General features: G+C 70.3%; 31 protein-coding genes. 9 read left to right on the top strand and 22 right to left on the bottom strand.

Going from position 1 to position 26,869, the window contains the following annotated elements; genetic code table 11:
• Window positions 1–201: 201 nt before the first annotated feature.
• Entirely contained in the window at window positions 202–1,809 is a 1,608-nt protein-coding gene (gene dacB / locus EST54_RS25915; RefSeq protein WP_129250145.1) for a D-alanyl-D-alanine carboxypeptidase/D-alanyl-D-alanine endopeptidase, read from the bottom strand.
• An 86-nt stretch (window positions 1,810–1,895) separates the two neighbouring features.
• Between dacB and EST54_RS25910 the strand changes: the two genes are divergently transcribed.
• Window positions 1,896–2,390, top strand: a complete 495-nt coding sequence (locus EST54_RS25910; protein WP_005314187.1) for an inorganic diphosphatase — start codon at window positions 1,896–1,898, stop codon at window positions 2,388–2,390.
• Window positions 2,391–2,577: 187 nt separating this feature from the next.
• On the opposite strand, the gene EST54_RS25905 is transcribed toward EST54_RS25910, so the two are convergent.
• The 11 genes from EST54_RS25905 to EST54_RS25855 form a co-directional block, all read right to left on the bottom strand.
• Window positions 2,578–2,937 (bottom strand): hypothetical protein, encoded by a 360-nt coding sequence (locus EST54_RS25905; RefSeq protein ID WP_129250144.1) that lies wholly within the window; start codon window positions 2,935–2,937, stop codon window positions 2,578–2,580.
• A gap of 91 nt (window positions 2,938–3,028) precedes the next feature.
• On the bottom strand, window positions 3,029–3,883 hold the full coding sequence (locus EST54_RS25900; RefSeq protein ID WP_129250143.1) for a hypothetical protein: 855 nt from the start codon (window positions 3,881–3,883) through the stop codon (window positions 3,029–3,031).
• Between the two features lie 145 nt (window positions 3,884–4,028).
• Window positions 4,029–4,211, bottom strand: coding sequence for a linaridin family RiPP (locus EST54_RS25895; protein ID WP_129250142.1), 183 nt, complete (start codon window positions 4,209–4,211; stop codon window positions 4,029–4,031).
• A 126-nt stretch (window positions 4,212–4,337) separates the two neighbouring features.
• Window positions 4,338–4,919: a hypothetical protein gene (locus EST54_RS25890; RefSeq protein WP_239013291.1), complete on the bottom strand. Its 582-nt coding sequence runs from the start codon at window positions 4,917–4,919 to the stop codon at window positions 4,338–4,340.
• A gap of 2 nt (window positions 4,920–4,921) precedes the next feature.
• A complete protein-coding gene (locus tag EST54_RS25885) occupies window positions 4,922–5,779 on the bottom strand; it encodes an alpha/beta fold hydrolase (RefSeq protein ID WP_275543278.1) in 858 nt (285 codons plus the stop codon).
• Window positions 5,780–6,013: 234 nt separating this feature from the next.
• Window positions 6,014–6,343: a helix-turn-helix domain-containing protein gene (locus EST54_RS25880; RefSeq protein ID WP_239013147.1), complete on the bottom strand. Its 330-nt coding sequence runs from the start codon at window positions 6,341–6,343 to the stop codon at window positions 6,014–6,016.
• Between the two features lie 60 nt (window positions 6,344–6,403).
• Window positions 6,404–7,162 (bottom strand): class I SAM-dependent methyltransferase, encoded by a 759-nt coding sequence (locus EST54_RS25875; RefSeq protein ID WP_129250138.1) that lies wholly within the window; start codon window positions 7,160–7,162, stop codon window positions 6,404–6,406.
• A 317-nt stretch (window positions 7,163–7,479) separates the two neighbouring features.
• The gene (locus EST54_RS25870; RefSeq protein ID WP_129250137.1) at window positions 7,480–8,961 is read right to left on the bottom strand and encodes a phytoene desaturase family protein; all 1,482 of its coding nucleotides are present in this window, start codon (window positions 8,959–8,961) and stop codon (window positions 7,480–7,482) included.
• Window positions 8,958–10,895: an ABC transporter ATP-binding protein gene (locus tag EST54_RS25865; RefSeq protein ID WP_275416065.1), complete on the bottom strand. Its 1,938-nt coding sequence runs from the start codon at window positions 10,893–10,895 to the stop codon at window positions 8,958–8,960. The genes EST54_RS25870 and EST54_RS25865 overlap by 4 nt, the downstream gene beginning before the upstream one ends.
• A 496-nt stretch (window positions 10,896–11,391) precedes the next feature.
• Complete coding sequence (locus EST54_RS25860) at window positions 11,392–13,125, bottom strand: threonine/serine exporter family protein (RefSeq protein ID WP_129250136.1); 1,734 nt, start codon at window positions 13,123–13,125, stop codon at window positions 11,392–11,394.
• Window positions 13,126–13,265: 140 nt separating this feature from the next.
• Window positions 13,266–13,973, bottom strand: a complete 708-nt coding sequence (locus tag EST54_RS25855) for a DedA family protein (RefSeq protein ID WP_129250135.1) — start codon at window positions 13,971–13,973, stop codon at window positions 13,266–13,268.
• A gap of 251 nt (window positions 13,974–14,224) precedes the next feature.
• Between EST54_RS25855 and EST54_RS25850 the strand changes: the two genes are divergently transcribed.
• The 4 genes from EST54_RS25850 (at window position 14,225) to EST54_RS25835 (ending at window position 17,674) form a co-directional block, all read left to right on the top strand.
• The gene (locus EST54_RS25850) at window positions 14,225–14,593 is read left to right on the top strand and encodes a YbjQ family protein (RefSeq protein ID WP_129250134.1); all 369 of its coding nucleotides are present in this window, start codon (window positions 14,225–14,227) and stop codon (window positions 14,591–14,593) included.
• 225 nt (window positions 14,594–14,818) lie between these two features.
• Entirely contained in the window at window positions 14,819–15,481 is a 663-nt protein-coding gene (gene leuE / locus EST54_RS25845; protein WP_129250133.1) for a leucine efflux protein LeuE, read from the top strand.
• Window positions 15,482–15,618: 137 nt separating this feature from the next.
• On the top strand, window positions 15,619–16,242 hold the full coding sequence (wrbA, locus tag EST54_RS25840; protein ID WP_129250132.1) for an NAD(P)H:quinone oxidoreductase: 624 nt from the start codon (window positions 15,619–15,621) through the stop codon (window positions 16,240–16,242).
• A gap of 16 nt (window positions 16,243–16,258) precedes the next feature.
• Window positions 16,259–17,674 carry a glutamate decarboxylase gene (locus EST54_RS25835; protein WP_129250131.1) on the top strand — a complete coding sequence of 472 codons (1,416 nt, stop codon included), beginning with the start codon at window positions 16,259–16,261 and terminating at the stop codon, window positions 17,672–17,674.
• Between the two features lie 46 nt (window positions 17,675–17,720).
• On the opposite strand, the gene EST54_RS25830 is transcribed toward EST54_RS25835, so the two are convergent.
• The 4 genes from EST54_RS25830 to EST54_RS25815 form a co-directional block, all read right to left on the bottom strand.
• Complete coding sequence (locus EST54_RS25830) at window positions 17,721–18,458, bottom strand: PadR family transcriptional regulator (RefSeq protein WP_129250130.1); 738 nt, start codon at window positions 18,456–18,458, stop codon at window positions 17,721–17,723.
• Between the two features lie 59 nt (window positions 18,459–18,517).
• Window positions 18,518–19,066, bottom strand: a complete 549-nt coding sequence (locus tag EST54_RS25825) for a DinB family protein (protein WP_129250129.1) — start codon at window positions 19,064–19,066, stop codon at window positions 18,518–18,520.
• A 131-nt stretch (window positions 19,067–19,197) separates the two neighbouring features.
• A complete protein-coding gene (locus tag EST54_RS25820) occupies window positions 19,198–20,655 on the bottom strand; it encodes an aldehyde dehydrogenase family protein (protein ID WP_129250128.1) in 1,458 nt (485 codons plus the stop codon).
• Window positions 20,656–20,740: 85 nt separating this feature from the next.
• Window positions 20,741–21,604 carry a helix-turn-helix domain-containing protein gene (locus EST54_RS25815; protein WP_129250127.1) on the bottom strand — a complete coding sequence of 288 codons (864 nt, stop codon included), beginning with the start codon at window positions 21,602–21,604 and terminating at the stop codon, window positions 20,741–20,743.
• Between the two features lie 323 nt (window positions 21,605–21,927).
• Here EST54_RS25815 and EST54_RS25810 point away from each other — a divergent pair, with 323 nt between their 5' ends.
• Entirely contained in the window at window positions 21,928–22,410 is a 483-nt protein-coding gene (locus EST54_RS25810) for an ATP-binding protein (RefSeq protein ID WP_129250126.1), read from the top strand.
• A gap of 74 nt (window positions 22,411–22,484) precedes the next feature.
• On the opposite strand, the gene EST54_RS25805 is transcribed toward EST54_RS25810, so the two are convergent.
• The 5 genes from EST54_RS25805 to rpmG form a co-directional block, all read right to left on the bottom strand.
• Window positions 22,485–22,724: a DUF397 domain-containing protein gene (locus EST54_RS25805; protein WP_006604067.1), complete on the bottom strand. Its 240-nt coding sequence runs from the start codon at window positions 22,722–22,724 to the stop codon at window positions 22,485–22,487.
• A 325-nt stretch (window positions 22,725–23,049) separates the two neighbouring features.
• A complete protein-coding gene (gene rpsR, locus EST54_RS25800; protein ID WP_093484448.1) occupies window positions 23,050–23,286 on the bottom strand; it encodes a 30S ribosomal protein S18 in 237 nt (78 codons plus the stop codon).
• Between the two features lie 58 nt (window positions 23,287–23,344).
• Window positions 23,345–24,493, bottom strand: a complete 1,149-nt coding sequence (locus EST54_RS25795) for a CobW family GTP-binding protein (protein ID WP_129250125.1) — start codon at window positions 24,491–24,493, stop codon at window positions 23,345–23,347.
• Window positions 24,493–24,744, bottom strand: a complete 252-nt coding sequence (locus tag EST54_RS25790) for a type B 50S ribosomal protein L31 (RefSeq protein ID WP_129250124.1) — start codon at window positions 24,742–24,744, stop codon at window positions 24,493–24,495. Before EST54_RS25790 ends, EST54_RS25795 begins: the two co-directional genes overlap by 1 nt.
• Before the next feature lie 8 nt (window positions 24,745–24,752).
• A complete protein-coding gene (rpmG, locus tag EST54_RS25785; RefSeq protein ID WP_006604069.1) occupies window positions 24,753–24,917 on the bottom strand; it encodes a 50S ribosomal protein L33 in 165 nt (54 codons plus the stop codon).
• Window positions 24,918–24,990: 73 nt separating this feature from the next.
• Between rpmG and rpmB the strand changes: the two genes are divergently transcribed.
• From rpmB to tatA, 3 genes are all read left to right on the top strand, one after another.
• A complete protein-coding gene (gene rpmB, locus EST54_RS25780; RefSeq protein WP_129250123.1) occupies window positions 24,991–25,227 on the top strand; it encodes a 50S ribosomal protein L28 in 237 nt (78 codons plus the stop codon).
• A complete protein-coding gene (gene rpsN / locus EST54_RS25775) occupies window positions 25,227–25,532 on the top strand; it encodes a 30S ribosomal protein S14 (RefSeq protein WP_129250122.1) in 306 nt (101 codons plus the stop codon). The genes rpmB and rpsN overlap by 1 nt, the downstream gene beginning before the upstream one ends.
• Before the next feature lie 110 nt (window positions 25,533–25,642).
• Window positions 25,643–25,840 (top strand): Sec-independent protein translocase subunit TatA, encoded by a 198-nt coding sequence (gene tatA / locus EST54_RS25770; RefSeq protein WP_129250121.1) that lies wholly within the window; start codon window positions 25,643–25,645, stop codon window positions 25,838–25,840.
• Between the two features lie 21 nt (window positions 25,841–25,861).
• On the opposite strand, the gene EST54_RS25765 is transcribed toward tatA, so the two are convergent.
• Window positions 25,862–26,707 carry a nitrilase-related carbon-nitrogen hydrolase gene (locus tag EST54_RS25765; RefSeq protein WP_129250120.1) on the bottom strand — a complete coding sequence of 282 codons (846 nt, stop codon included), beginning with the start codon at window positions 26,705–26,707 and terminating at the stop codon, window positions 25,862–25,864.
• Window positions 26,708–26,869 lie beyond the last annotated feature (162 nt).

The raw sequence follows: 26,869 nt of genomic DNA, 5'->3' as shown, positions 1-26,869 counted from the left end.
CCACCCCCAACGGGAGGGGGCGGACCGCAGGACGGAGTCCGGAGGGCCGGTCCCGCAGCCGACCAGCCAGCGCAGCGGCAACCAGCCCGCCGCAGGCGCAACGGCGAAAAACTCCCGCGGCGGGACGGCCGACAACGTGCGGCGCGCCGCAAAGCGCAACGGCGAGACGGCCCACGGCGGGAAAGCCGACAACGTGGGAAGTCAGCGACACCCGCAATTCGCCACAGCCGAGGCGAGCTTGTCCAGGGCGTTCTGGGCGCCCTGGGGGTCGGTGGTGCCGGTGGTCATGAACGAGAACACCAGGAGCCGGCCGTCGGCGTCGACGACGCTGCCGGCCAGGGTGTTCACGCCGGTGAGGGTGCCGGTTTTGGCGCGTACGGCGCCGGCGCCGGCGCTCTGGCCCCGGTAGCGGTTGCTGAGAGTGCCGGTGAAGGCGGCCACCGGGAGGCCCGTGACGACGGGGCGCAGGGCGGGGTGGTCGGGCGCCGCGGCCTGCAGCAGGAGGTGGGAGAGCAGGGCGGCGGTGACCTTGTCGTCCCGGTTCAGGCCGCTGCCGTCCTCGAAGACGGCGCCGGACAGGGGCAGGTGCTGCCGGGCCAGGGCGGTGCGTACCGCCGCTCCGGCACCGGCGAAGCTGGCCGGCCGGCGGGAGCCGAGGGCGGTCTGCCGGGCCAGGGCCTCGGCGATGTCGTTGTCGCTGTAGGTGAGCATGCGCTCGACGAGCGCGGACAGCGGAAGGGAGTGCACGGCGGCGATCCGCGCGGACTTCCTGGGCGCCTTGGCGTAGGCGGGGTCGCCGTCGACGGTGATGCCGCGCTGGTGGAGCAGGTCGGCGAAGGTGCGGGCCGCGGCGTGGGCCGGGTCCGTGTCGCGGGGGGCGGGGCCGTGCTCGCTGTCGTCGAGGCGGGCCTCGTCGGTCATCAGCGCGGTGACGGGGGCGATGTTCTCGTTCGGGCCGATGGGGTGCTCGACGGGGCCCGAGTAGGCGCCGGTGTCGTAGCCGAGGGCGACCTTGGTGAGGTGGCGCTGCTTGAGGGCACGGGCGGTGGCGTCGGCGAGGGTGCGCAGATTCGCGGGCTGCTCCTCGGCGCCGTGCCGCGGGGCCCGGGCGGTGAGGGTGGGATCGCCGCCGCCGACGAGGACGAGGCGGTCCTTGCCGGACAGGACGACGCCGGTCTCGATGCGGTGGTCGGGGCCGAGCACGGACAGCGCGGCGACGGCGGTGGCAAGCTTGACGGTGGAGGCGGGGGTGGCGGCCTTGTTCTGCCCGGCGCCGAAGACCTCCCGGCCGCCGGCGACGTCCACGACGGAGGCCGTACGCAGCGGGCCGAGCGCCGGATCCGCCAGCAGCGGGGAGAGCGCGTCGGCCAGCCCCGCGTCGGTGGGCAGCGGGGCCGCGCCGCGGCCCGCGGCACCGTGCGTGGGGCCGCCGAGTGCGGGCAGCACGGCCGGCGCGCTGGGCGCCGGCCCCGGCTCCTCGGCGTGATGCTCGCCACTGGCACCGTCCATCACGGCCGCGTCCGCACGCTCGGCCGTACGCTGACCCGAGTCCCACGGTCCGGCCGCCGCCACCGCGACGTACGCGACCGCCAGGCCGGTTGCCGCGGAGACCGCCGTGAGCCGCCAGGTCTGCCGGGTGTGGCGCGGTGTGGCCTGCCAGGCCTGCCGTACGGCAGCGGCCGCTGCCCGGGCCGACGTGCCCGCGGCCCGCGCCGACGTGCGCACGGCCCGCCCGGCCGCCTGCGCCGCCGCCCGCGCGGAACGCTGCGCCGACTGCCATCTGACCTGCCACTTTGTGGTCTCCGGCACCTCGGACCAGCCCCTTTCGCCACCACACACCTGCGTGGGGGACACTTAATCACCAGACGTATGTGTTGATCATGGAGGAGCCACCCGTGGAGTTCGACGTCACCATCGAGATCCCGAAGGGTTCGCGGAACAAGTACGAGGTGGACCACGAGACCGGTCGGATCCGCCTGGACCGTCGACTCTTCACCTCGACCAGCTACCCGGCCGACTACGGCTTTGTCGAGAACACCCTGGGCGAGGACGGCGACCCGCTGGACGCCCTGGTCATCCTGGACGAGCCGACCTTCCCCGGCTGTCTCATCAAGTGCCGCGCCATCGGCATGTTCCGGATGACCGACGAGGCCGGCGGCGACGACAAGCTGCTGTGCGTGCCGGCGTCCGACCCGCGGGTGGAGCACCTCCGGGACATCCACCACGTGTCGGAGTTCGACCGCCTGGAGATCCAGCACTTCTTCGAGGTCTACAAGGACCTGGAGCCCGGCAAGTCCGTCGAGGGCGCCGACTGGGTCGGCCGCGCCGAGGCCGAGGCCGAGATCGAGGCTTCCTTCAAGCGCCTTGAGGCGCAGGGCGGCGCGCACTGACCCAGGGTCACCGTCCCGGCGCCCGGCCCGGTTCTTCCGGCCGTCGCGCGCCGGGACAGGCACTCTGATTTTCGTACGCGAACGGGCGGCACCCGGTCGGGTGCCGCCCGTCGTCCGTCACTGCTGTGCCGGGCCGAGCTCCACAGGCGCGGAAGACGCCCGGAGCGCTATGGCCGAGGGGTCCTGCTCACTTCTTGACGTACAGGTCCTGGAAGAGCATCCATCCATCGGCGATCTGCACCATCCTTCCGTGGCAGACATAGTGATGCCACTTTCCGCCGGCCACTCCCCGGTCGCCTACCTTGCGGCAGTCGGCATCGCTCCCGATGAACGAGTCCTTGAGGACGTAGCCGGCCGGAGGGTGCCAGTCGCCCTGGGGCGCGCGGGAGGTCACCGCGTCGCCCGCCAGGACCGCGGTCCGGCCGGACTCCTCCACGGCCGGGCCCTGCGGAGCCGAAGCGGCCTGTGCGCTGCCCTGAGCGGCGAGGGCCAACGCAACGCCGGCCACGGCGACACCAACGGCCGCGATGTTCTTCTTCACGTTCATGACGTTCCCCCATTGTCATCGAGTGTGTTGTCGAGAACCCATCCGGCAATCGCCCCGCCCGTGACGGGCCGGCTCCCCGGCCGAACAGCCCTCAGGAAGCGGCGGGAGCGAGCGCCGCGGACGTCTTGCCGGCCGACAGCGCGCGCTGTTCCTGCTGGGCGAAGACGTAGAGAAGTGCCGGGTGGGTGGCACCGAAGGCCAGCACGAAGCGGTTGAGGCCCATGAACTGACCGATTCCCAGGTGGAACAGCGTCATCGAGCCGAGATAGGCCTTTGCCGCGGGCTTCGGCAGCACGAAGACCAGCGGGAAACCGACCTCCGCGGCGATCGTTCCCCAGGTGATGAGCTTCCCCAGCATCGGGTACTTGTGCACGAGCTCGTAGACGCGCTTGTCTCCGTAGTTGTGCGTACGGATGACTCCGCTGAACGCCTCTCCGCTGAGCCACACCGGGGAGACCAGCTTGACCACACCGGACGCGACGTACGAGATGGTCGTTTCCAGAGCCAGCGCCCGCATGGCCACGTCGCGGGCCTTCTCGTTGTCCTGGAAGGTGCCGGTCGAGGCCAGGACCACGTTGATCACCTGCTGGAGCTGGTCGGCGCCGTCCCCTCCGAAGGGGGAACGCAGCCGTCCGGCCGCGCCCGTCACCGCCAGAACGACGCTGCCCGCCGTGCGTACTCCGCGCTTGTGACCCCAGATCAGCGTGGCGGCGGAAGCACCCGCTTGTACCCCGTACAGGGCGACCGCTGCCTTCTTGGACTCAAGGGCGCGGGTCAGCCGGGGAAAGCGTTTGGCGAACTTGGGGCGCATGTTCGCCACCTGGCCGCTCAGCATTTCGCCGTCTTCGAACTTACGCGTCTGGCTCAGCATTTCCAGTGCGGAGACCAGCGTACCCAGCGAAGCCACTCGGCGTGCCGTGACCTCGGGCGGAGCGCTGAGGAACATGGATGGGTGCTCCCGATGAAGTGATGCGAGTACGGTGGACAGAGAAAACGGCGGCACGGTATGCGTATCGGGCGTACCGTGCCGCCGCGTCTTTCCTCAGACGGGGCTAACGATGCCGGTCAGCATCGCCTGCCGGCCGACTGGTTCAGCGCTGGATGTCCTTGGTGACCTCGTGCAGCGCGTAAGCGGTCGCGGAGGTCACGGCGACGCCCTCGGGGGTGGCGAGGGTGGCCAGCGGGGTGAGCATGGTCGGGGTCGCGTCGTTGCCGATACGGCCCGGGGTCACGTCGGCCAGCTCGGTGTTGGCGAAGTCAGCGACAACAGACATGTACTTTCCTCTTCCTCTAAGAATTCTCAGCGAGTTCTCCAGCCGTTCGGCGGGAGGGCGCGGACTCACGCGGCACGAGGTGCCGAGTGAGCTCGCAGCTTCCAGTCGAGGGGGTTGATCGGCTCGCTATGCGGCAACCAGAGATGGGGCGTTGGCGGGGGTGACGTCTCCGTCCAGAGGGAATTCCAGGGAGACGAACACCGGGTCGATATGCCGGTCTTCGGGGGCCTTGAGGTACGAATGCAGCAGCATGAACTGGCTGTGCGAGGCGCCTTCGGCATGCGGCAGGTGGAGCTGGATGTAGCGGGCCAGCAGGCGGTACCCGGACGCCGTCGTCACGGGGAGTACTTCCGATCCGAAGGCGACCGCCTGGGCAACGGTGTGCTGGGTCGCGTCGAACAGCGCCTTCGGGGGCCGGTTGCGTGCGTTCCACACCAGGGCGTACCACGGCCGGTCGCGGACGATCGGAACCTCTGTCCACTCACCGGGCTTGCCGTCCGTGATGTCCCGGTAGAGAAGATGGTTGTCCTTGGTTCCCGGGTTCGGCCCGAAGAAGCGCCAGTTCGGGGTCGGAATCCGCACCTTCCCGCGGCGCATGAGGTTGTCGAAGCGCTGCTCGGGAATCTGTGCCACGGCCGTCGCGGCCAGCCATGTGGCGAGTGACGCCGTCACGGCGACCGTCTTGACGCGTTCGGTGTTCACTTTCATGATCACGCCAGCTCCTCCTCCCGCTCCACGGCGCCCTCAGCGATCCGGCTCCCCGTGGTGGACGGCTGCCACGACTGCCCCAGCGACTCGGAGGGCGGTTCGCCGGCGATCAGCTTCGCCACCTCTGCGGCGTGCGGCCGCACGGCGAGGATGGACTCGTGATCGGATCCGTCGACGAAGTGGTGCCGGGCCCGATCCGAGATGACGGCCAGCCTCGCCTGGATCCCGGCGTGCAGGGTGTTGTCACCGACGTTGTTCTCCGCCGTGACGACGGTCAACGGGCAGTCCAGCTCGGTCAGTTCCGGATAGGTCATCGCGTCCCGGTACTCCCGGTGGGCCTTGGCCCAGGTACGGGGGTGCGCCAGGAACGCCGTGAAGCTCCGGTTGATCTCCGGGCGGTACTGCTGGTTCGTGTTCATGGCGGGGCGGAAGACCGACAGGCCGGTCGCCGCGAACACCTGCTCCATCAGCATCCGCTGGTGGGACCACCGGTCGACATCGGTACGGCGGGAGTGACGCAGGCTGACCACTTCAGTGGCGTCGATCATGACCACCTGGGTCACGCCCTTCGCCGCGTCCGGATGCAGCGCCGCGTAGGCCGCGACGAAGTATCCGCCCAGGGAGTGGCCGGCCAGCACCACCGGAAGGTCGGCGATGTAGGTGTCGCGCAGCTCCTGCAGCAGCTCGAAGTGCGGCTCCAGGCCATATGTGGTGTCCGGCGTGCTGAGCCCGTAGCCGGGACGGTTGAACCGCACATATCCCATGTCCGCGGGAAGTGCGCCGCAAAGCCAGTCCCAGTATTCGTGGGGCGCGCCCATACCGTTGTCGAGCAGAACGGCGCGCTGCGCCTGCGGAGGAATATGGACATCAACCTCGACGAGGCTGCCGTCCGGCCTCTCGTGCAGCAGGTAACGACGTGCACGCTCGCGCTTACCGGTGGATCGCGTTACCGCCCCGGTCAGAAGGCTTGCACCGGCCAGCCCAGCAATGCCTACGGCAAAATGGCGCTCCAGAGACGCCACATTCCCTCCCCCGTGATTCGAAGTGGCTGTTATCCCGAAACCTAACACGCAGTGCCGGGATCAAATAATGAGTTAGTTGACCCGCCGGCCGGGGTGCATATTCCCCCGGGGCACCGGAACACGGCCGACCGGGCTCCGGCTGTACTTCCGAAGTTCTATGTAAAGCTCGCCTATCGTGGCCTTCAGCGTGGCGTTTTCTTTGATCAGTTCGGCTATCCGGGATGCGCTCCCGGAGTCCCTGCCGCCCTCACCGGCGAGGCCATTACGGCCTCCCTCAATGAACTGCCGGCGCCAGTTGGATACGGACTGCTCGGAGACCGCGGCTTCCCGCGCGGCTTCCGCTGCGGTCAGTTCACCGGACACCACTCTGAGTACGAGGTCGAATTTCTTGTCCGTCGGCAATATCGGAGGACGTCCCACGGCAACCCTCTTCTGTCATCTGCGTTTCTGAATGTGCTGCCGTCAGGATTTGACGTAGGAACAGATGAACATGGGTGCACGTTCGCTGTAGGGAGTGCCGTCCCACCGCGACAGATGGGCTTCGGGCTCCAGCCCGGCCGCGCGGGCATAGCCGTCGATGTCGTCCGGCGTGGTCAGCCGGGTGAGCTCGGAGCCCACCCGGGTGGTGCCGTCGGCCTGGTACAGGATGTGCGAGCAGTGCCACAGGCCGCCGTCGAGCAGCGTGGAATGGGTCTGCACACCGGTCCCGGGCTCCGGGTAGGGGACGAAGTAGGTGGTGCGGGTGCGGCCCTCGTGCATGTCCAGGATCGGCGGCTTGTTGTGCGTCTCGATCACCAGCCGGCCGCCGGGGGCGAGGAGGTCCGCCGCTCGCTGCACGGCCTGCTGCTGGTCCTCGGGAGTGTGCAGGATCGACAGCGTGGCGCAGACGCAGTACACCAGCGCATAACGGGATTCCGAGGTGTAGGTGCGGATGTCCCCGTGCACCGGTTCGACGTCTCCGCCGTCCTTCAGCTTGACGCGCAGCGCGTCCAGCATCTCCGGTGAGGAGTCCACACCCGTCACATGGCCGAGGCGTTCGGAGAGCGGGAGGGCAATTCGTCCCGTACCGACGCCGAACTCAAGGGTCCCCGCCTCAGGATCGGGGTGGAGAGCCAACAGCCCCTCTACCGTCTCAGCGGCAAGCCCCTCGTCCGGGAGCAGCCGGTCGTACCAGCCCTTGAACTGCCGCCCATAGCCAATGTCTTCAACCCCGTTTTGCACCCGAGCTTCCTCTCATTATCCCCACTGTCGGTGCCGATGGGAACGTCGCGAAGCCGAAGAGCTGGAGCGAGGCAAGACGTGATACGCCAACAAGGCGGCGGTGCGGTCGAACCGCAGCCGTCGTCTGCATGGTTGGTCAGACCAGCAGTTCCTGTCGATCCAGTGATGACGCCTCAACGGAGCGTTGTGGGGGGGTACTTACATTTGAGACAATATCAGGTCGCTATGCGCTGTCCAATGAATTTTTTCGGTGGCGTACTCCACAGTACAAAGCGGAAGTTGGAGTGAGTTGACGATGGGTCAGGCCGCGGCCGGCATTAGCGGCCACGCCCGGATTTGAATGGCTCGGACGTGGGCGCCAGATTGGGCAAATGGCGTATACCGAAACAATGTCGAAGTGCGGAGAGAGCGGCCAGATAGCCGGACATGCCGTGCACGCTGGGCCCCGGAGGGGTGGCCGCGGAGCACAGGAACACTCCGGGCAGCGGCGTGCGGTAGGGGTCGATACGGGGGACGGGCCGCGCGATGCTCTGATACAGCGTCATGGCACCGGAACCGATGTCCCCGCCGACGTAGTTGGGGTTGTACGTCTCGTAGTGGGCGGCGGGCAGGGAGCGGTGGGCGAGGATCGTGTCCCCGAATCCCGGGGCGTAGCGCTCGATGCGGGCGCGCACCAGCTCGTAGGGGTCGGTGGGATCGCCGTTCGGCACGTGCGCGTACGCCCAGACGGGGCGCTTCCCGGGCAGCGCGCGGCCCGGATCGGTCACTGCCGGGTCGACGAGGAGGACGAAGGGCTCCCGGGTCCGTACTCCCCGGGCGTTCGCGCTCTCCTGCCGGACCATCTCGGCATGGGTGCCGCCCAGATGCACCGTTCCGGCGCGGCCCACCGCGGGATCGGACCAGGGAATCGGCTCGGAGACCAGGAAGTCGACCTTCGCGGCGCCCGGACCGTACCGGAAGCGCTCCAGGGCGCGCGCGTAGGAGCGGGGCAGTCCCCCGCCGGCGAGGGCCAGGAGGCCCTTGGGGCTGGTGTCGAGCAACACCGCCCGTGCGCCCTGGAGTTCGGTCAGGCTCGCCACGGTGTGTCCGGTGTGGAAGACGCCGCCGTGCGCGGTGATGTCCTGGGCCAGCGCCTCGGCGATCCGGCCGCTGCCGCCACGCGGCAGCGGCCACCCCGACCCGTGCGCGAGGTGGCCGAGCAGCATGGCCACCGCGCCGGACGCCAGGCTCGGCAGCCTGCCGACCGCGTGCGCGGCGACGCCGGTGAGCAGGGCGGCCGCCTCCTCGCCCTGGAAGCGTGCCGCGCCGAGCCTGCTGCCGTGGACCGCCACCCGACGGGCCAGCAGCAGGGCGGCCGCCGGGTCCCGCGGCAGTCCGCGCTGGCCGGAAAGGAGCAGGTCGACGACCCCTTCGCTGTGCGTCAGCAGCGGGCCCATCAGCTCCCGCCAGCGCGGACCGTCGGGGCCCAGGTGCGCGCAGGTCGCCGCCAGTGAGCGGTGGGCCAGGGCCGCGCGGCCGCCGTCCAGGGGATGGGCGTAGCTGATCTCGGGATGCAGGAGTTCGACGCCGCGGGCCGCCAGGTCGAACGCCCGGAAGAACGGAGAGGCGGCAGCCATGGGGTGGACGGCGGCGCAGAGGTCGTGCGTCACGCCGCTGTCGAAGAGCGGGGCCGTGCGCAGCCCGCCGCCGATGGTGTCGGCTCCCTCGTAGAGCTCCACCCGCAGGCCGGCCCGGGCCAGGACCACGCCGGCCGCGAGGCCGTTGGGGCCGGTGCCCACGATGGCCACGTCGGCGCTCACCACTGCTCCTCACTCCTGATGGGCCGCAGGCGGACCGTCTGCTCGGTGAGGCCGGCGTACGCGGGCCAGCCGATCGCGATGGCGGGCGGCGGTGACCACGGTTCCATGGGGACCGGGGCGGCCGCCGCCGGGGCGGTGTAGCCGGGCCCGGCGTGCAGTTGCGAGCCCGCCAGCCGCCGGTAGAGCTCGTCGTGCTCCATCAGGTCCCGGTGCACGCCGGTGGCCCGGACCCGGCCGCCCTCCAGCACCACGATCTTCTCGGCGTCGACCACCGTGGAGATCCGGTGGGCGATGGCGATGACCGCGCACTGCCGGGAGACCCGGCGCAACACGTCGCGGAAGTCCCGCTCCGAGTCGGAGTCCAGGTTGGAGGTGGCTTCGTCCAGCAGCATGACCGCGGGCTTCTGCAACAGCGTGCGGGCGATGCACAGGCGCTGGCGCTGGCCGCCGGACAACCCGCTGCCCTGGTCGCCGAGTTCGGTGTCGAGCCCGCGCGGGAGGTTGGCGACCACCGAGGTGAGGCCGGCCATCTCCACCGCCTCCTGGATGTCGTACTCCGTGGCGTGTGGATTGGCGTAGATCAGGTTTTCCCGCACGGTGCCGCGCATGGCGGCGCTGTCCTGCTGGACGTAGCCGACCAGCCCGCGGACGGTGTCGAGCGGCAGCGACTCGATGTTCTGCCCGCTGAGCTGCACACGGCCGCCGTCCGCCGCGTAGAAGCGCTCGATCAGCTGGAACATGGTGGTCTTGCCCGCGCCGGACGGCCCGACCACCGCGGTCAGCCCGCGCGCCGGCACGGTGAACGAGACGCCTTGGAGGACCTGCGTCAGCTCCTCCTGCTTCCCGCGGCGGTAGGCGAAGCGCACGTCGTGGAACTCGACCGCCGGCCGTTGCCGGGCCAGCGGCCCGAACGACATGGGAGGCCGTGCGTCCGCCCGCTCGTTGCCTTCCTGGGGCATACGGGCGAGCTCGTCGACCCGTTGGATGGCCGCCCGGCCCTGGACGAACTGGCCCACGCCCATGAAGAACATCACCAGCGGCGAGACCAGTTGGAACAGGTACATGATGAACGAGGTCAGGGTGGCCATGTTCATCTCACCGCGGGCCACCCAGGACATCCCGACACCCACGACGACGGCCAGCGCGCCCTGCGTGCCGACGTTCATCGACGGCATCAGCAGGGCGTTGTAGGCGTTGACCCGGATACCCGAACGCCGCGCCTTGTCGGCCAGCTTGCCGATGCGGGCGGCCTCACGGGGCTCGGCACGGGACGCCTTGACCGTGGGGAGCGCGGAGAGCACCCGCTGGATGTCACTGGCGAATTCACCGGTGTCGTCCCGGTTTTCCAGCGCCACCTTGCGCAGCTTGCGGGCGAGCGCGATGGAGATGATGCTGGCGGCGCCGAGGCAGCTGATGGTGATGACCATCAGCCACAGATCGATGAGGAACATCAGCACGACGCCGCCGATGACCGTGGCGCCGCTGATAATCAACTGGGCAAGGCTCTGCGAGAGAGCGATTTTCACCAATGAGGTATCGGTGACCGTGCGGGTGAAAATATCGCCCTGGGACTGCTTATTGAATGCGGTGAGATCGGCCCGCAGAAGTCGTCCGGTCAAGATGTCACGGACGTCGAAGACGATATTCTCCCCGGCCCGGCCGATAATGTAGGCCTGCAGCGAGGAGAAAAGGGCGCCCGCGCAGAAGAGTCCGACCAGCTGCGCAATGGGTTGGGTCAGCGAGCCGCCCCGGCCCGCCGCCTTGATCAGTTCGCCGATGGCCCAGGGCTGGGCGAGCGAGGCGGCTACCCCGAACAAACCCAGCAGTACGCCTGTGACCAGCAGCGTGGTGTGCTGTCTGAAGACACTCGCGACCGACCCGGTGCCGTTTCCGGCCCTACCTCTCAGGCTCGCGTGGTGCGCATGACTCGCCAAGAGTGCTCCCCCCGTATTGACGACGGTCGCTTCGTGCGCGCGGCAAGGCCTGCCTGATGAGGATCCGTCGTCAAGACGTTCGAAGCTAGCACGCTGCCCTATATCAAGTTACGCGTTAGTTGATGTGCTGCCGCACCTCCCTTGGGCGAGTGGCAGCCGTCCGCGGCCGGCGTAAGTTAATTGCTTTGTTGTTTACTTGGCCCGTTCCCCTGGGGCTGGCCAAGGTTGCCCTGTTGCGCGGAGCGTCCGGAGCGGGTCTCGCTGATACGCCGCCTTGGAAAACGGTGCAGCGCGCGGCGAGGTGCTGCCCTCGCAGCGGATCGGCGCCTGGGGATTGCTTACGGCCCCTTTGAAGGCTGCGGCCGGCCCCCGCACCGACCGCGTCGGCCACACCAGCGGACCGGCCGAGGGGACGGCCCCTCGGCGACACGCGCGAATTGCGCCATAGATTCTCCGTGCCCCGCATTTTTTGTTGTGGTGTGGGCCGGCTGTGGCCCTAGAACCCGCGGGTGCGCTTGGCGGCGCGGCGGCCGCCGGCGGCCTCCTCGACGCCGGGCGCGCGCAGGAAGAGCCGGGCGATCTCGGCACCGAGGTTCACCCCGACGGCGATGGCGAGCGCCAGCGAGGCGGCCTGCACCAGGGACGTCAGGCCCACCGGAAGTTGGCCCTGGGCGAAGTTGAGCAGACCGAAGTAGGTGGCACTACCGGGCAGCAGCGGGCCGATGGCCGCCGTGACGTACGGCAGCGCGGACGCATAGCGGTAGCGGGAGAGCAACTGCCCGAAGAGACCGACCAGTCCGGCGGCGATGGCGGTGGCGGGCACCGCGTTCATCCCGGCGCGGTAGACGAGGGTGCCGTAGACGACCCAGGCGACCCCGCCGTTCAGCGTCGCGAACGCCACCGTGTTGCGTTCCTGTTGGAGCAGCACGCAGAAGGCCAGCGCCAGCAGCATGGCCGCGATGGTCTGCACCACCGGCTCGTTGATCTGCGCCAGCGCCTGCTCGGGGTTGAGCCGCCGCAGGTGGGGGTTCAGCTGGAGGCCGATGTAGAGCACGCTGAGCACGCCGACGACGATGCCGACGATGAGATAGCCGACCTCCAGCAGACGGGCGGCGGCGGTGATGTAGTAGCCGGTCAGCCCGTCGTGCACCCCGGCGACCAGGGCCCGCCCCGGGATCAGCGCGAACAGGCCACCGGTGATCGCCGCGGACGCATCGCTGGCGTTCGCCAAACTGAAGGCTACGCCCACCGCGGCGGGCGGCATCGCGGCGACCACGAACTGGTAGAACTCCGGCAGCCCGCGGGCGGAGGCGAGCCAGGCCAGCCGGTCACCGAGCATCGAGCCCACCGCGGCCGCGACGAACACCAGCATCCCGCCGCCGACCAGCATGGATGCCGCGCCGGACAGCAGCCCGGAGGCCACCGTCAGAGCCCAGCTCGGGTAGGGGTGGCGATGACGGCGGATGTCGGCGAGGCCGCGGTAGGCCTCTTCGAGGGTGATGCCTTCGGAGGTGATGTCGTCGACGAGCCGGAAGACCGCGGACAGCCGGTTGTAGTCGACGCCGCGGCGCCGGACCGTGCGGCTGGCCGTCACCGGGTCGTCGACCAGTGACGGCTGGTAGGAGATCGACAGCAGGGTGAAGGTGACGGTCGGCTCGACCCGCTCCAGCCCGTAGGCGTGCGCCACACCGAACATCGCGGCCTCGACGTCCTCCGCGCCCTCGCCGCCGGCCAGCAGGATCTCGCCGATACGCAGCGTCAGGTCGAGGACGCGGGGGACGGCCGGGCCGGTGTCCTCCTCACCGCGCTCCGGGCGCTCGGGGACCGGCCGCTCCCCCACCGGCATCCGCAGCATCGTGCGCATCCGGTCCTGCCAGGGCGCCTCCTTGGTGAGGCGGACGACCGGTATGCCGTGCGGCGGGGTGAAGGCGGCACCCATGGCGGTGGCGCCGACCGGCATCGGGGTCTGGCCGGTGGTGCTGCTGGGCCGCGTGAACGCCGAGCCCTCCTGCTCGGCCGGGGCCTCCGGGCGCAGGCCCGCGGGCAGCGCGAACTCGGAGGTGGGGTGCTCTTCCTCGGGAGCCGGCGGGTACGGCACGCCCAGTGGAGGGGTGAAGGCGCTGTGCGCCTCGTCCGACGCGGGCTTGCGGTCCTCGGGGGAACCGCTCGGGTCCGGGGCACCGCTGCTGCCGCTGGTACCTCGCTGGCCGCGTTGTGGGTCCGACGCCACGGATCTCCGCTCCTCGTACGCCTCCTGACAGGTGTCAAGGACACGATGCCTGATGGCCGTGCGCTGCGCTTCCTTGGGGCGGACGTTTTCGGCTGCACCGTCGTGCGGTGGGAGCCCGGCGGCTTGCCCGGGCGCGAGGGTCAGCGCTTGGCGTGCCGGCCGCGGCGCGAGGGCTCCGCGGGGGTGCCGCCGCCCTGGGCGGCGGCACCCGGCGCGGGGGCCTCCTTCTTCGCCTTGCCGCGTGCCCGGAGGTACTCGATGGCGATCGGCACCACGGACACCAGCACGATCACGATCAAGATCAGCTCGATGTTCTTGTGGACGAAGCCGACGTTGCCCAGCAGGGCGCCGAGCAGCGTGACACCGGCGCCCCACAGGACGCCGCCGACGATGTTGAAGGTGATGAAGGAGCGGTAATTCATCCGGCTCACACCGGCGATGATCGGCGTGAAGGTCCGCACGATCGGCACGAAGCGCGCCAGGATCAGCGACTTGGGGCCGTACTTCTCGAAGAAGTCGTGCGCCTTCTCCACGTTCTCCTGCTTGAAGAGGCGGGAGTCGGGGCGCTTGAAGAGCGAGGGGCCGACCTTGCGGCCGAAGAGATAGCCCACCTGGTCGCCGATCACGGCCGCCAGCACCACCAGGAAGCACACCAGCGCCAGCGGCTGGTCCAGCTTGTTCGTCGTCACCAGGAGGCCCGTGGTGAACAGCAGCGCGTCACCCGGCAGGAAGAAGCCGATCAGCAGGCCGGACTCCGCGAAGACGATGACCAGGACGCCGATCAGGCCGAATGTCGCGATCAGGTAGTCCGGGTCCAGCCACTGGGGGCCGAGCGCGAGAGTATTCACGGGGTGAAGGCTCCTGGGTCGAGGGCGCCGGATCGTGCGGTGCGACGAGCGAAGCGACGGGGGTGGAGGCGCGTGTGCGGCCCAAAGCTATCAACGCCGGACGGCCCGCCGTGGTTCCAGGCGGGCGCACGCACGCCCACCCGACGGCCCGCCGTGGTTCCAGGCGGGCGCACGCACGCCCACCCGACGGCCCCCGACCGCTGGCCGCGCCCCCGGGGCCGGGTGATGCTGGCCACAAGGAGGTGTGCGGCATGGGCATCGAGGAGTACGGCGGTGGGCAGCGCGCCCAGTCCGACGTCCTGGTCGTGACGACGAACGACGTCCCGGGGTTTCACGTGGAACGGGTGATCGGCGAGGTCTTCGGCCTGACGGTGCGCTCCCGGCACCTCGGCAGCCAGATCGGCGCCGGCCTGAAGTCGATGATCGGCGGCGAGCTGCGGGGTCTGACCAAGACCCTCGTCGAGACCCGTAACCAGGCGATGGAGCGGCTGGTGGAGCAGGCCCGCTCGCGGGGCGCGAATGCCGTGCTGATGTTCCGCTTCGATGTCACGGAGGCCGCGGACGTGGGCACCGAGGTGTGCGCCTACGGGACGGCCGTGGTGCTCGCTCCGCTGAGCTGAGCGCGCCGGTCCGGGGCTGTACGAGCCGGGACGGCACGGACCGGGACCGTACGAGCCGGGGGCGTACGGGCCGGGACCGTACGAGCCGGGGGCGTACGGGCCGGGACCGTACGAGCCGGGACCGCACGGACCGGGACCGTACGAGCCGGGGGCGTACGGGCCGGGGGCGCGTCCGCATACTGAAACCCGGTGAGGTGGCGGACCGCGGGTGAGATCCTGCCGCCCATGCTGGGGATAACGGATCTGTCCACGTATCTGGTGGGGCTGGCGCTGATCATTCTGCTGCCGGGCCCGAATTCGCTGTACGTCGTTTCGGTGGCGGCCCGGCGCGGCCCGCGGGTGGCGTACCGGGCGGCGGCCGGTGTGCTGTGCGGCGACACCGTGCTGATGACGCTGTCGGCGGGCGGGGTGGCCTCACTGCTGCAGACCAGCCCGGTGCTGTTCGACGTCGTCAAGTTCGCCGGCGCCGGCTATCTGACGTGGCTGGCGGTCGGGATGCTGCGCGGCGCCTGGGCGCTGTGGCGCGGCCGGGAGGCGCGCCGGGCCGAGCCCGGCGAGGCGCCGCGGGCGGCGAAGGAAGCCGTCGAGCGGCCGTACCGCAGGGCGCTGGTGGTCAGTCTGCTCAACCCGAAGGCGATCTTGTTCTTCATCTCCTTCTTCGTGCAGTTCGTGGACCCGTCGTACGCCCACCCGGTGCTGTCGTTCCTGACGCTCGGCGCCTGGGCGCAGTTGTTCAGCTTCACCTATCTGTCGGTCCTCATCTTCAGCGGGACGTACCTGGCGGCCACCTTCCGCCGCCGCAAGCGGCTGACGGCCGGGCTGTCCGCGGGCGCCGGGGCGGCGTTCCTCGGCTTCGCGGCGAAGCTGTCGCTGGCGAGCGCGAGCTAGGGCCGACGCGCACGCCCCGGGAACGGGCGGGCGGCGGTCCTCCGGGGCGGCCGCCCGCCCGTTGCGCTTCCACTGGGTGAACCCTGGAGGCCCCGTACCCCCTATGCCCTTATTGTCGGGTTCGAGGAGGTATGCCGATGCCCGTGCACGACGTCCACGTCGCCGTCATCTACTACTCGTCGACCGGCACCATCGCCGAGCTCGCCCGGTTGATCGCGGACGCCGCCGAGCACGCCGGCGCCGACGTACGCCTGCGCCGGACCGCGGAACTCGCCCCGCAGACCGCGATCGACGCCAACCCGGCGTGGGCCGCGAACGCCGCCGCCACGGCCGACATCATGGAGGCCACCCACGAGGACGTGCTCTGGGCGGACGCGGTGATCTTCGGGTCCCCCACCCGCTTCGGCAATGTGGCCTCGCAGCTCAAGCAGTACCTCGACACCCTGGGCGGCCTCTGGCAGCAGGGCCGACTGGCCGACAAGGTCTACAGCGGCTTCACCGCGAGCGCCACCAAGCACGGCGGCCAGGAATCCACCCTGCTCGCGCTGTACCACACCATCCACCACTTCGGCGGCATCCTCGTGACGCCGGGGTACACCGACCCGGCGAAGTTCTCCGACGGCAATCCCTACGGCACCTCGCACGTCGGCGGCCCGGACACACCGCTCGACGACGACGCCCGCACCGCCGCCCGCATCCAGGCGGAGCGCGTCGTGAAATTCACGAAGGCCATCAAACACGGCCTCGCACCGGCCAGTTGACGGGTAGTGGCGACACATGACTCTGCACAAAGGCGCATCGGCATCCGACCGCAAGCAGGCCGGGCACCCGGTCAACCCCTTCTACGGCGAGGCCGACCCGGTCGCCGGAATGGAGACCGCACCCCCGCAGCACACCCTGCCCGACGGCCCGCTCGCCCCGCACAACGCCTATCAGTTCGTGCACGACGAGCTGATGCTGGACGGCAACTCCCGGCTGAACCTGGCGACGTTCGTCACGACCTGGATGGAGCCGCAGGCCGGCGTCCTGATGGCGGAGTGCCGGGACAAGAACATGATCGACAAGGACGAGTACCCGCGCACCGCCGAACTGGAGAAGCGGTGCGTGGCCATGCTCTCCGACCTGTGGCACGCCCCCGACCCGTCGGCCGCCGTCGGCTGCTCCACCACCGGGTCGAGCGAGGCCTGCATGCTCGCCGGGATGGCCTTCAAACGGCGCTGGATGCAGCGCAACCAGGACCGTTATCCGGGCAGCGCCCGGCCCAACCTGGTCATGGGCGCCAACGTCCAGGTCTGCTGGGAGAAGTTCTGCAACTTCTGGGAGGTCGAGGCACGCACGGTCCCGATGGAGGGCGACCGCTTCCATCTGGACGCGGCCTCGGCCGCCGAGCTGTGCGACGAGAACACCATCGGCGTCGTGGCGATCCTCGGCTCGACCTTCGACGGGTCGTACGAGCCGGTGGCCGACATCTGCGCGGCGCTCGACGAGCTCCAGGAGAAGCGGGGCTGGGACATCCCGGTGCATGTGGACGGCGCGTCCGGCGCCATGATCGCGCCCTTCCTCGACCCGGAGCTGATGTGGGACTTCCGGCTGCCGCGGGTCGCCTCCATCAACACCTCGGGGCACAAATACGGCCTGGTCTACCCGGGCGTCGGCTGGGCGCTGTGGCGCGATACGGAGGCGCTTCCCGAAGAGCTGGTCTTCCGCGTCAACTACCTGGGCGGCGACATGCCGACCTTCGCCCTCAACTTCTCCCGGCCCGGCGCCCAGGTCGCCGCGCAGTACTACACCTTTCTGCGCCTCGGCCGGGCGGGCTTCCGTGCCGTACAGCAGGCGACCCGCGACGTGGCCTGCTCGATGGCCGAACGGATCGGCGCGCTGGGCGACTTCAGGCTGCTCACCCGGGGCGACCAGCTGCCGGTCTTCGCCTTCACCACCGCGGACCACATCACCGCGTTCGACGTCTTCGACGTGTCCCGGCGGATGCGGGAACGCGGCTGGCTGCTGCCCGCCTACACCTTCCCTCCGAACCGCGAGGACCTGTCCGTCCTGCGAGTGGTCTGCCGCAACGGCTTCTCCATGGACCTCGCCGATCTGTTCCTCGCGGACCTGGAGCAGCTGCTGACCGAACTCCGGGAGCAGTCGGGCCCGATGCAGCGCCCGGAGAACGTGGCCACGGCGTTCCACCACTGAGGGCACGGAGGGCACAGAGGGCACGGAGGACGCAAAGGGGCCTCACTCAGTGCGCGGGACCGGCGCCGCCCTCGCCCTCCTCCTCGCCGGCGTCGTCCCGACCCCCGTCACGGCCTTCGTCAGGGCCTTCACCACGGCCCTGGTCCCGGCCCCCGTCCGGCGCTGCCTCCCGCGTCGCGTACGGGTTCTCCGCCCCGTCCGCCAAGACGCCGACGAACGGCTCCCCTTCGCCGGCGAAGACGTACGCCCCGCCCTCGATCCGCGCGATCAGGCCGCGGGTCCACTCGGCGCCGCTGTCCGAGGAGTGCACCCACATCCGCATGATCTCGCCGATGTGGCCGAGCTGTCCCGGCCCGCCCTCGAGCGTGTAGTACTCGGTGACCGTGCTCCGCCACTCCTCCAGCGCCCGCACCCGCTCCCTGAGCAGCGCCACCGCCTCGTCCCGCGGCAGATCGACGAGGAAGCCGATGCCCGCGCTGAGCATGTCGGCCTTCTGGTCGTGCCGGGAGAGCGCGGTGCGCAGCAGGGAGAAGTACTCCTCCTCGCCCGCCGCGGTCAGCTCGTACTCGGTACGCGGCGGGCCACCGGCGGTGCTGGGCGCGGTGTCATGGGCCAGCAGGAGCCCTTGCCGGGCCATCTGCTTGAGCGCGTGGTAGATCGAGCCCGGCTTGGCGTGGGACCACTCGTGGGCGCCCCAGTACTCCAGGTCGTTGCGCACCTGATAGCCGTGCGCCCGGCCGTGCTGCCGCACGGCGCCCAGTACCAGCAGCCGGATCGCCGACATCGTCTCCTCTATCCTCGCGCCCCCGCCGTCAGCCTAGAGGGCCCCGGCAGGGCGCCGGGCTACCCCTGTCGCGCCGCCCGCTCCTCGTCCACCAGCGCAAAGGCCGTCTTCCCGTCCAGGGACTCGCGGAGGATGTCGGCGTGACCGGCGTGCCGGGCCGTCTCCTCGATCAGGTGCAGCATCAGCCAGCGCATCGACTGCCGGGCCCGCGGCGGGAACCACGGCTTCTCGGGCAGCGGGAAGGTGTCGTCCAGGCTCGGTACGGAGCGGAGGAACTCCTCGGTGCGCCGCGCGACGCCGTCCCAGAACGTCAGCATGCCGGCCAGCGTCTCGCCGTCTTCGAGCTGGAAGCTCAAGTGCCAGGTGTCCTGGGTCCGCTCGATGGAGTGCGGCAGCTGCTGCGCCCTCTCCACCCAGCCCTGCTCGGTCTGCGCGACATGCTTGACCAGCCCGGCCAGCGACAGCTCACTGGCGCTCGGCCGCTCGTTCGCCTGGGCATCGGTCAGCCCCAGGACCGCCCGCCGCAGCCCGCCGCGCTGGGCCTCCAGGAAGGCCAGCAGCGCGCCGGCCTCGTCGCCGTGTGCCTCGGCAGCTACAAAAGTGGGCATGGTCTCCGCCTTTCGTGACATCCTCGGCGGCCGGCCGTTTCGCCGTCCGCCTTTCGACGTCACTCACGGTAGGAGCCCTTGCGGTCAGCTTCTGTCCGCAATCCGCAGCCGCTCGCCGCGGGGCGCTCCGCTCAGAACGGGAACTGCGACCGCCCGTGCTGGATGGAGATCCACTTGGTCGTGGTGAAGGCCTCCACCATCGCGTCGCCGTTCAGCCGCCCGACCCCGGAGCTCTTCGCGCCGCCGAAGGGCACGATCGGCTCGTCGTGCACCGTGGCGTCGTTGACGTGGAACATCCCGGTCTCGATCCGCTTGGCGAACTGCACGCCGCGCTCGATGTCACCGGTGTGCACGGCGCCGCTGAGCCCGTACGGCGTCGCGTTGGTGAGCCGTACCGCCTCCTCGTCACCGTCGAACGGCACCAGCAGTACGACGGGACCGAAGATCTCCTGCTGGAGCAGCGGGGAGTCCGCCGGCAGCCCGCTCAGCACGCTCGGGCCGACCAGCGTGCCCCGGGTCTCGCCGTGCACGAGCGCCGCGGCGCCGTCGGCGACGGCGCGGTCCACCAGCGAGCTGACGGCCTCGGCCTGGCCCTCGTTGATCAGCGGGCCGATGTGGGTCTTCGGGTCGGTGGGGTCGCCCACCTTCAGGGACCGGACCTTGGCCACGAACTTCTCGGTGAACTCCCGCTCCACGGCGCGGTCCACGAGCACCCGGTTGGCGGCCATGCAGACCTGGCCCTGATGGACGAAGCGGCTGAAGACCGCGGCGTCGACCGCGTAGTCCACGTCGGCGTCGTCGAGGACGACCAGTGCGCTGTTGCCGCCCAGTTCCAGTACGGAGTGCTTGAAGTGCGCGGCGGCGACCGTCGCGACATGCCGGCCGACCTTCTCGGAGCCGGTGAAGGAGATGGTCTTGGGCACCGGGTGCTCGATGAGCGCGTCGCCGATCTCGGCGATGTCCGTGACGACGACATTGAGCACGCCCGCCGGCAGCCCGGCCTCCTCGAAGATCCTGGCGACCAGACCGCCGCCGCAGACCGGGGTGTTCTGGTGCGGCTTGAGGACGACGGCGTTGCCGAGCGCGAGGGCCGGCGCGACGGACTTGATCGACAGCAGGAAGGGGAAGTTGAAGGGGCTGATGACGCCGACGACACCGACCGGGAGCCGGTAGAGGCGGTTCTCCTTGCCGTCGATCGGCGAGGGGAGGATGCGGCCCTCGGCGCGCAGCGCCAGCTGCACCGCCTCGCGCAGGAACTCCCTGGCCAGATGCAGTTCGAAGCCCACCTTGGCGAGGGTGCCGCCGACCTCGGCGGCGATCGCCGCGGCCAGCTCCGCCTCACGGTCGTCGATGATCCGCAGCGCACGCTCGAAGACGAGCCGGCGGGTGTAGGGGTTGGTGGCGCCCCACGCACGCTGTGCGCGCTCGGCCGCGCGGTAGGCCTGGTCGATCTCCTCGACCGTGGCCACGGGTATGGAGGTCAGCTTCTCGCCGTTATAGGGATTGAAGTCGACGATGTCCCATGAGCCGCTTCCCGAGCGCCACTCACCGTCGATGAACTGATACGCCAACTCGTCGAAGTAGGACATGCCATCCCGATCTGGAGAACAGGGCGCTCAGGGCGCCGTATGGGGGGTGTGCTGACTCCTGATGGCACGCCATCCTACCGACGCGTCACATAAGTTGGAGCAGCCCGCGCAGGAGGTCCCTGGTCTCGGCCGGATTCGGCCCCTCTTCCTGGAGGCGGTCCATCACCCGCCCGTACTGCGCCACCTCTTCGGGCTTGTCCACATACAGCGCGCTCGTCAGCTGCTCCAGATACACCACGTCCGGCAGGCCCGACTCCTGGAAGCCGAGCATGGTGAAGGCGCCGCTCTCGCCCGCGTGCCCGCCAAGACTGAAGGGCATCACCTGCAGCCGCACGTTGGGGCGCTCGGACACCTCGATCAGATGCTTCAACTGCTCGCGCATCACCGCACGTTCGCCGTACGGGCGCCGCAGCGCGGCCTCGTCCAGCACACAGTGGAACTGCGCCGACCGCTCGGCCACCAGCAGCTTCTGCCGCTCCATGCGCAGCGCGACCCGGCGCTCTATCTCGGCCGGACCGGCGTCCGGCATGCCGCGTCTGACGACCGCCTGGGCGTAGTTCTCGGTCTGCAACAGCCCGTGCACGAACTGGACTTCGTAGACCCGGAGCAATGAGGTGGCTCCTTCCAGACCGACATACGTCTGGAACCAGCCGGGCAGCACATCGCTGTAACTGTGCCACCAGCCCGCCACATTCGCTTCCCGGGCCAGGGACAGCAGCGCCTCGCGCTCCTGCTCGTCGCCGACCCCGTACAGGGTGAGCAGATCCTCCACATCCCGTGCCTTGAAGCTCACGCGGCCCAACTCCATGCGGCTGATCTTCGATTCGGACGCACGGATCGAGTAGCCGGCCGCCTCACGGGTTATCCCACGCGACTCACGCAGCCGGCGGAGCTGCGACCCGAGCAGGATCCGCCGCACCACCGACCCGCTCGACTCACTTGCGGACACCTCTCCGACCCTCCTGTGACCCCACCCCGTCCAACAGAGGGCCGCAAGTCTGCCACGTTCGGGCTTCGTTGAGTGCTCATCCGGTTACGGATGTGTGAGGCCCCCGCAAGCCCTCCACACAAATCAGCCGGAAGAATTCCCAACGAACCGGTGCGTGCCCCCGCAATCACGGCACGTGCACGTGCATCTGCCCTTGCATCTGTCTCGGACATTGGGAACCATGGGCGTCGCACGCATGCACGCTCGTGAAAGATCCGCCAGATCCGCCAGATCCGGCTGCCCGGCCAGGGTCATGACGTCCGCGAACGCCAGGAGTGCCTCGCATGGGGACCAAGGTTTTGACCATGCTCGAGCCGTTATGGCAGGGCTTTCCTCCCGTCGACCCCCTGGCCGTCTCCGGATCCGCGTCCCGCACGCTCCCGCCGCGCTATGAATCGGTGCGCAGCGCACGGGCGTTCACCCGCGAGACCCTGCAGGGCTGGGATCTCGACGAGCTCTTCGACTCGGTCGCCCTGGTGGTCTCCGAACTCGTCACCAATGCCCTGCGGCACGCGATCCTCGCCGCCCCGGAGCACCACGACACCGCCCCGCCCGCCCGGCTGCATCTGATGCGCTGGTCCTCCCGGCTGATCTGCGCCGTACGGGACCCGAGCGACGACTCACCGGTCGCCGGCGAGGCGGACTCCGCCGCGGAGTCGGGTCGCGGGCTGTATCTGGTGGACTCCTTCAGCGACAGCTGGGGCTGGCATCCGCTGACCGGCGCCTCCCACGGCAAGATCGTGTGGGCGCTCTTCCGGCTGCCGTAGCCGTATCCGCACACCGGGCGCACCGCCACCGGCGGGCGCCCGGTTGTCGTGTGCCGACCACCTCGTAGGGGCGCTCAGTCCCGTACGAGGTGGTCGAACTCCCCGTCCTTGATGCCGAGCAGCATCGCCTGGACCTCGGCCGGCGTGTAGATGAGCGCGGGGCCGTCCGGGAAGCGGGAGTTGCGGACCGCGATGTCACCCCCGGGCAGCTTGGCGAACTCCACGCAGGAGCCCTGGGAGTTGCTGTGCCGGCTCTTCTGCCATGTCACCTCGTGGAGATCCGTGGCGGCCATGCCGTTGTATGCGTGGGGCACAGGGATCTCCCGGTGAGAAAAGGTGTCAACTGCCCCGGAGCATAGCTGCGTTCTCATGCGGATGCATGCGCAGATGCACGTGCACGACAGCCGGTGCCGAGCCGGTCACAGCTCGTCGAGCACCGTCCCCGGCCGCTCGCCCACGACCGCCCGCCGGCCGCGGCCCGTGACCCGGTGCGCCGGCACCTGGTACGGATCGCCGGGCCCGAAGCCCTCACGGCCGAGGAAGAGACGTGTGCCACGCCCCTCGGGTTCCAGGGTCCAGGTGCCAGCTGTTCAGGGGCTCCCTGCCGTCACCTCCGGCCCCGCCCCCGAGGGGCGGCCGTCACCGTGAGGCATACGGGAGCAGCGCCATCTCCCGGGCGTTCTTGACCGCCCGGGCCAGCTGCCGCTGCTGCTGCGCGGTGACCCGGGTGATCCGGCGGCTGCGGATCTTGCCGCGGTCCGAGAGGAACTTCCGCAGCAGATCGGTGTCCTTGTAGTCGATGTACGTGATGCCCGCCGCATCCAGCGGATTGCGGCGGGGCGGGGGCGTCCGGCGCGAGTCGTGCCGACGGGGCATGTCAACTTCCTTGTCCTTGCGGGGCGGACCGGCCGTCACGGGGGGGACGTGGCCGGCGTTACGAAACGGGATCGAGCAGTGCGTCGAAGGCGGGTGGCAGGCTCTTCCAGGACGACGGGCCGCCCGCGTACTCGGCGTCGGTGAGCAGACACGACTCCAGCAGGGAGCGCAGGCCCTCGCGGTCCAGGCCGGGCGAGGTGAAGACCAGGTGCTGGGCGCGGTCCCCGTGCTCGGGGTGCCAGTCCAGCGCGGCCGCGGCCCGGCGCATCGGCGGCACCAGCTCCCAGGCCGCGTCCGGGAGCGAGGCCAGCCACGGTCCGGCGCTCTCCACGCACAGCGCGCCGCCGGCCGCGTCCCAGGACAGCAGCGTGTCCGGGCGGTCGGCCAGCCAGAACCGGCCCCGGCTGCGGGCGGCCGCGCAGGTCAGATCCTCCAGCGCGGTGTAGAGCCGGCCGGGGTGGAAGGGGCGGGTGTGCCGCCAGACGAGGGTGCCGACGCCGTCCGCGTCGGCCTCCTGGGGCAGCAGCGCACAGGCCGGGTGCTGGCGCGCCGCGGCCGCCGCCACATCGAAGCCGGCCGTCGCCGCGGCCGCCAACTCCCCCGACGCGACGGGTACCTGGTGTGCCATCGGGTGCAGCTGGGCGAGCAGCGCGAGGTCGGCCGGCTCCGCCTCCTCCTCCCCCGCCGCGAGCGCCAGCACCGGGGCGTACTCCAGCTGCCGCGCCCAGGTGTCGGCGACGGTGCGCTGGTCGGAGGCCGCGGCGGCGAGGCCCGCGTCGGCGAGGTCGTCGCCGCAGCCGAGGTAGGGCAGCAGCAGTGCCGGGTCGACGGCGGTGATCACCCCGGTCAGCGCGAGGTTCTCGCTGCCGCAGGAGGTGATCACCTCGGCCATCGCCTTGGGCTCGACCGAGTCCCACAGTTCGACGACCGCCAGCCGGCAGGTCCGGCCGGCGGCCAGCCGCTCCAGCTCGGGCACCAGGTCCTCGCGCAGCGCACAGCAGGCACAGTCGTTGACCAGCGGTACGTCGGCGGTGTCGAGCGTGCCGCCGGCATCGCGGACCGTGCGCCGCACGGTGCCGTCGACGGCCGAGGCGAGGTCGTGATGGAGGGCGACGCTGCCGGGCACGGACCGCAGCAGCGTCGCCACGGCGGCCCGCCGCGCGTCCGCGTGCAGGCCGCCGAGCAGTACGACGTCGAGCCGCTCCATCAGCGGGCCCGCTTGCCGTAACGCCGCTCGAACCGCTCGACGCGGCCCGCGGTGTCCAGCACCCGGGCGGTGCCCGTGTAGAAGGGGTGGCTCGCCGAGGAGATCTCGACGTCGATGACGGGATAGGTGTTCCCGTCCTCCCACTCGACCGTCTTGTCACTCGTGGCGGTCGACCTGGTCAGGAAGGCGTAGTCGGCGGCCCGGTCACGGAAGACGACGGGCCCGTAGGCGGGGTGGATTCCAGGCTGCATCGCGGTCCTCAGCGCTCCTCTCGGAAAGCGACGTGACGGCCGGCCACCGGGTCGTACTTGCGCAGTTCCAGGCGGTCGGGGTCGTTACGGCGGTTCTTGCGGGTGACGTACGTGTAGCCGGTGCCGGCGGTGGACCGGAGCTTGACGACCGGGCGTAGTTCATTGCGAGCCATGCGGGTAGTATACGGAAATGGTTTCCATTTTCAATAGCCTCCCACCAGGGGCTCCGACCGGAAGGACCGCACCGTGTCCGCCCACTGCCAGCTGACCGGCCGCACGCCGGGCTTCGGCAAGTCCGTCTCCCACTCGCACCGGCGCACCCCGCGCCGCTTCGACCCCAACATCCAGCGCAAGCGCTACTGGCTGCCGAGCGAGGGCCGGCACATCCGGCTCACCCTCAGCGCCAAGGGCGTCAAGACCGTGGACGCCCTCGGGATCGAGGCGGCCGTCGCCCGCATCCGCGCACGAGGGGAGAAGGTCTGATGGCCAAGCAGAGCAAGATCGCCAAGAACGAGAAGCGCCGCGCGACGGTGGCCCGCTACGCGGCCCGGCGGGCCGTCCTCAAGGCCGTCATCCGCAGTCCGCACACCCCCGAGGAGGAGCGCACCGCCGCACAGCGCGAACTGTCCCGCCAGCCGCGGGACGCCAGCGCCACCCGGGTGCGCAACCGCGACAGCGTCGACGGCCGCCCGCGCGGCTACTTCCGCACCTTCGGCCTGTCCCGCGTACGGCTGCGCGACCAGGCGCACGCGGGCCATCTGCCGGGCGTCCGCAAGTCCAGCTGGTAGCCGTGGGCCGGCCGCCCGGTGCCGGGGGCGCCCCCTGGCCCGGGCGGCCGGACCGTTGGGGTCATACTGGACAGAACGTCCGCCGGCCCCCGACGAAAGCGAGCGCGCCCATGCTCCGCAACGCCTTCGAGCCCTGGCACCTGATCCTGATCCTCGCGGTGCTCGTGCTGCTCTTCGGCTCCCAGAAGCTTCCCGACATGGCGCGCGGTCTCGGCCGCTCGATGCGCATCCTCAAGTCCGAGGCCAAGGCCCTCAAGGACGAGGCGCCCGCCGAGCCGCCCCGCCAGGGATCCACCGGCGCCCACTGACGCCGAGCCGGCCGGCGGCGCTCAGTGGTCGCCGCCCTCGTCGATCAGCCGCCGCACCTCGCGGTCGATCAGGCCCAGCCGGGCCTCGGCGACCAGCGGCACCGCACGCCGCTGCCGCCGCGCCTCGGCGAGATCGATCTCCACGGTGACCAGCGAGGGCTCCCACTTGGGCGCCTGCGCCACCACCGCGCCCCGCGGGTCGACCGCCCGCGAGCCGCCCCAGAACGCCGCCCCGTGCTCATTGCCCACCCGGTTGACGAAGACCACCCAGCACTGCAGCATCTTCGCCGTATAGGACAGCAGGGTGTCCCAGTACAGGCCGGTGTCCATCGCCTCCGGGTCCAGGCTCGCCGCGCTGGCGGTCGGCACGAACAGCACCTCGGCGCCGTCCTGCACCGCCAGCCACGGCAGCGCCGGCTGCCAGGCGTCATTGCACACCAGCGTCGCGCCCCGGCCGCCGGACCTGGACTTCGTCAGGTCGTACGCCCGCAGCGACTGCCCCGGGCTGACGTGCTTGCGCTCCTCCCAGGCCAGGTAGTTGGGGAGGTACAGCTTGCGGTGCGCATGCAGCAGCGCACCGTCCGCATAGTGCCCCGCCGTGTTGTACGCCCGCAGACTGGTGTGCTCATGGAAGCCGACCAGCACATCGGGGCCGCGAGTGCTGAGCTCCAGCAGCCGGGGATCGTTCGCCTCCAGCGACTCATCCCGCTTCAGCGCGCCCAAGTGGTAGCCGTGCAGGCTCAGTTCGGGAAAGACGACGAGATCCACGCCCTGCGCCGCCGACTGCTCGATCTGCTCGCGGGCGATCTCCAGATTCGCCTCCACGTCACCGAGCACGCAGTCCGTCTGCGCCAGCGCAATGAGCATGTCCCCACCTCATCGACCGATGGCTTTTGCGGCCTTCATCCTCATTTTGCCAGAGGCCGCAGAGCCCGGCACAGCCCGCGCCCCCTCCGGCTCCGCCCCGCTCGGCTCGCACCGCCCGGTCGAGCCGGCCGCCGGCCAGGCCGGACGGCTCGACCGCGGGCC

Source organism: Streptomyces sioyaensis, from assembly GCF_004122735.1.
Lineage (GTDB): Bacteria > Actinomycetota > Actinomycetes > Streptomycetales > Streptomycetaceae > Streptomyces > Streptomyces sioyaensis.
Note: the sequence above shows the minus strand (reverse complement) of the source record. Positions and strands in the feature narration are given on the sequence as shown.

What these genes read in the sequence shown, in the direction of transcription:
- EST54_RS25905 (WP_129250144.1), bottom strand. Translation starts at nt 2,937, where the DNA reads ATGAACGTGAAGAAGAACATCGCGGCCGTTGGTGTCGCCGTGGCCGGC.
- EST54_RS25900 (WP_129250143.1), bottom strand. Translation starts at nt 3,883, where the DNA reads ATGTTCCTCAGCGCTCCGCCCGAGGTCACGGCACGCCGAGTGGCTTCG.
- EST54_RS25895 (WP_129250142.1), bottom strand. Translation starts at nt 4,211, where the DNA reads ATGTCTGTTGTCGCTGACTTCGCCAACACCGAGCTGGCCGACGTGACC.
- EST54_RS25890 (WP_239013291.1), bottom strand. Translation starts at nt 4,919, where the DNA reads ATGAAAGTGAACACCGAACGCGTCAAGACGGTCGCCGTGACGGCGTCA.
- EST54_RS25850 (WP_129250134.1), top strand. Translation starts at nt 14,225, where the DNA reads ATGGGCATCGAGGAGTACGGCGGTGGGCAGCGCGCCCAGTCCGACGTC.
- leuE (WP_129250133.1), top strand. Translation starts at nt 14,819, where the DNA reads ATGCTGGGGATAACGGATCTGTCCACGTATCTGGTGGGGCTGGCGCTG.
- wrbA (WP_129250132.1), top strand. Translation starts at nt 15,619, where the DNA reads ATGCCCGTGCACGACGTCCACGTCGCCGTCATCTACTACTCGTCGACC.
- EST54_RS25835 (WP_129250131.1), top strand. Translation starts at nt 16,259, where the DNA reads ATGACTCTGCACAAAGGCGCATCGGCATCCGACCGCAAGCAGGCCGGG.
- EST54_RS25830 (WP_129250130.1), bottom strand. Translation starts at nt 18,458, where the DNA reads ATGTCGGCGATCCGGCTGCTGGTACTGGGCGCCGTGCGGCAGCACGGC.
- EST54_RS25825 (WP_129250129.1), bottom strand. Translation starts at nt 19,066, where the DNA reads ATGCCCACTTTTGTAGCTGCCGAGGCACACGGCGACGAGGCCGGCGCG.
- EST54_RS25820 (WP_129250128.1), bottom strand. Translation starts at nt 20,655, where the DNA reads ATGTCCTACTTCGACGAGTTGGCGTATCAGTTCATCGACGGTGAGTGG.
- EST54_RS25810 (WP_129250126.1), top strand. Translation starts at nt 21,928, where the DNA reads ATGGGGACCAAGGTTTTGACCATGCTCGAGCCGTTATGGCAGGGCTTT.
- rpsR (WP_093484448.1), bottom strand. Translation starts at nt 23,286, where the DNA reads ATGCCCCGTCGGCACGACTCGCGCCGGACGCCCCCGCCCCGCCGCAAT.
- EST54_RS25795 (WP_129250125.1), bottom strand. Translation starts at nt 24,493, where the DNA reads ATGGAGCGGCTCGACGTCGTACTGCTCGGCGGCCTGCACGCGGACGCG.
- EST54_RS25790 (WP_129250124.1), bottom strand. Translation starts at nt 24,744, where the DNA reads ATGCAGCCTGGAATCCACCCCGCCTACGGGCCCGTCGTCTTCCGTGAC.
- rpmG (WP_006604069.1), bottom strand. Translation starts at nt 24,917, where the DNA reads ATGGCTCGCAATGAACTACGCCCGGTCGTCAAGCTCCGGTCCACCGCC.
- rpsN (WP_129250122.1), top strand. Translation starts at nt 25,227, where the DNA reads ATGGCCAAGCAGAGCAAGATCGCCAAGAACGAGAAGCGCCGCGCGACG.
- tatA (WP_129250121.1), top strand. Translation starts at nt 25,643, where the DNA reads ATGCTCCGCAACGCCTTCGAGCCCTGGCACCTGATCCTGATCCTCGCG.
- EST54_RS25765 (WP_129250120.1), bottom strand. Translation starts at nt 26,707, where the DNA reads ATGCTCATTGCGCTGGCGCAGACGGACTGCGTGCTCGGTGACGTGGAG.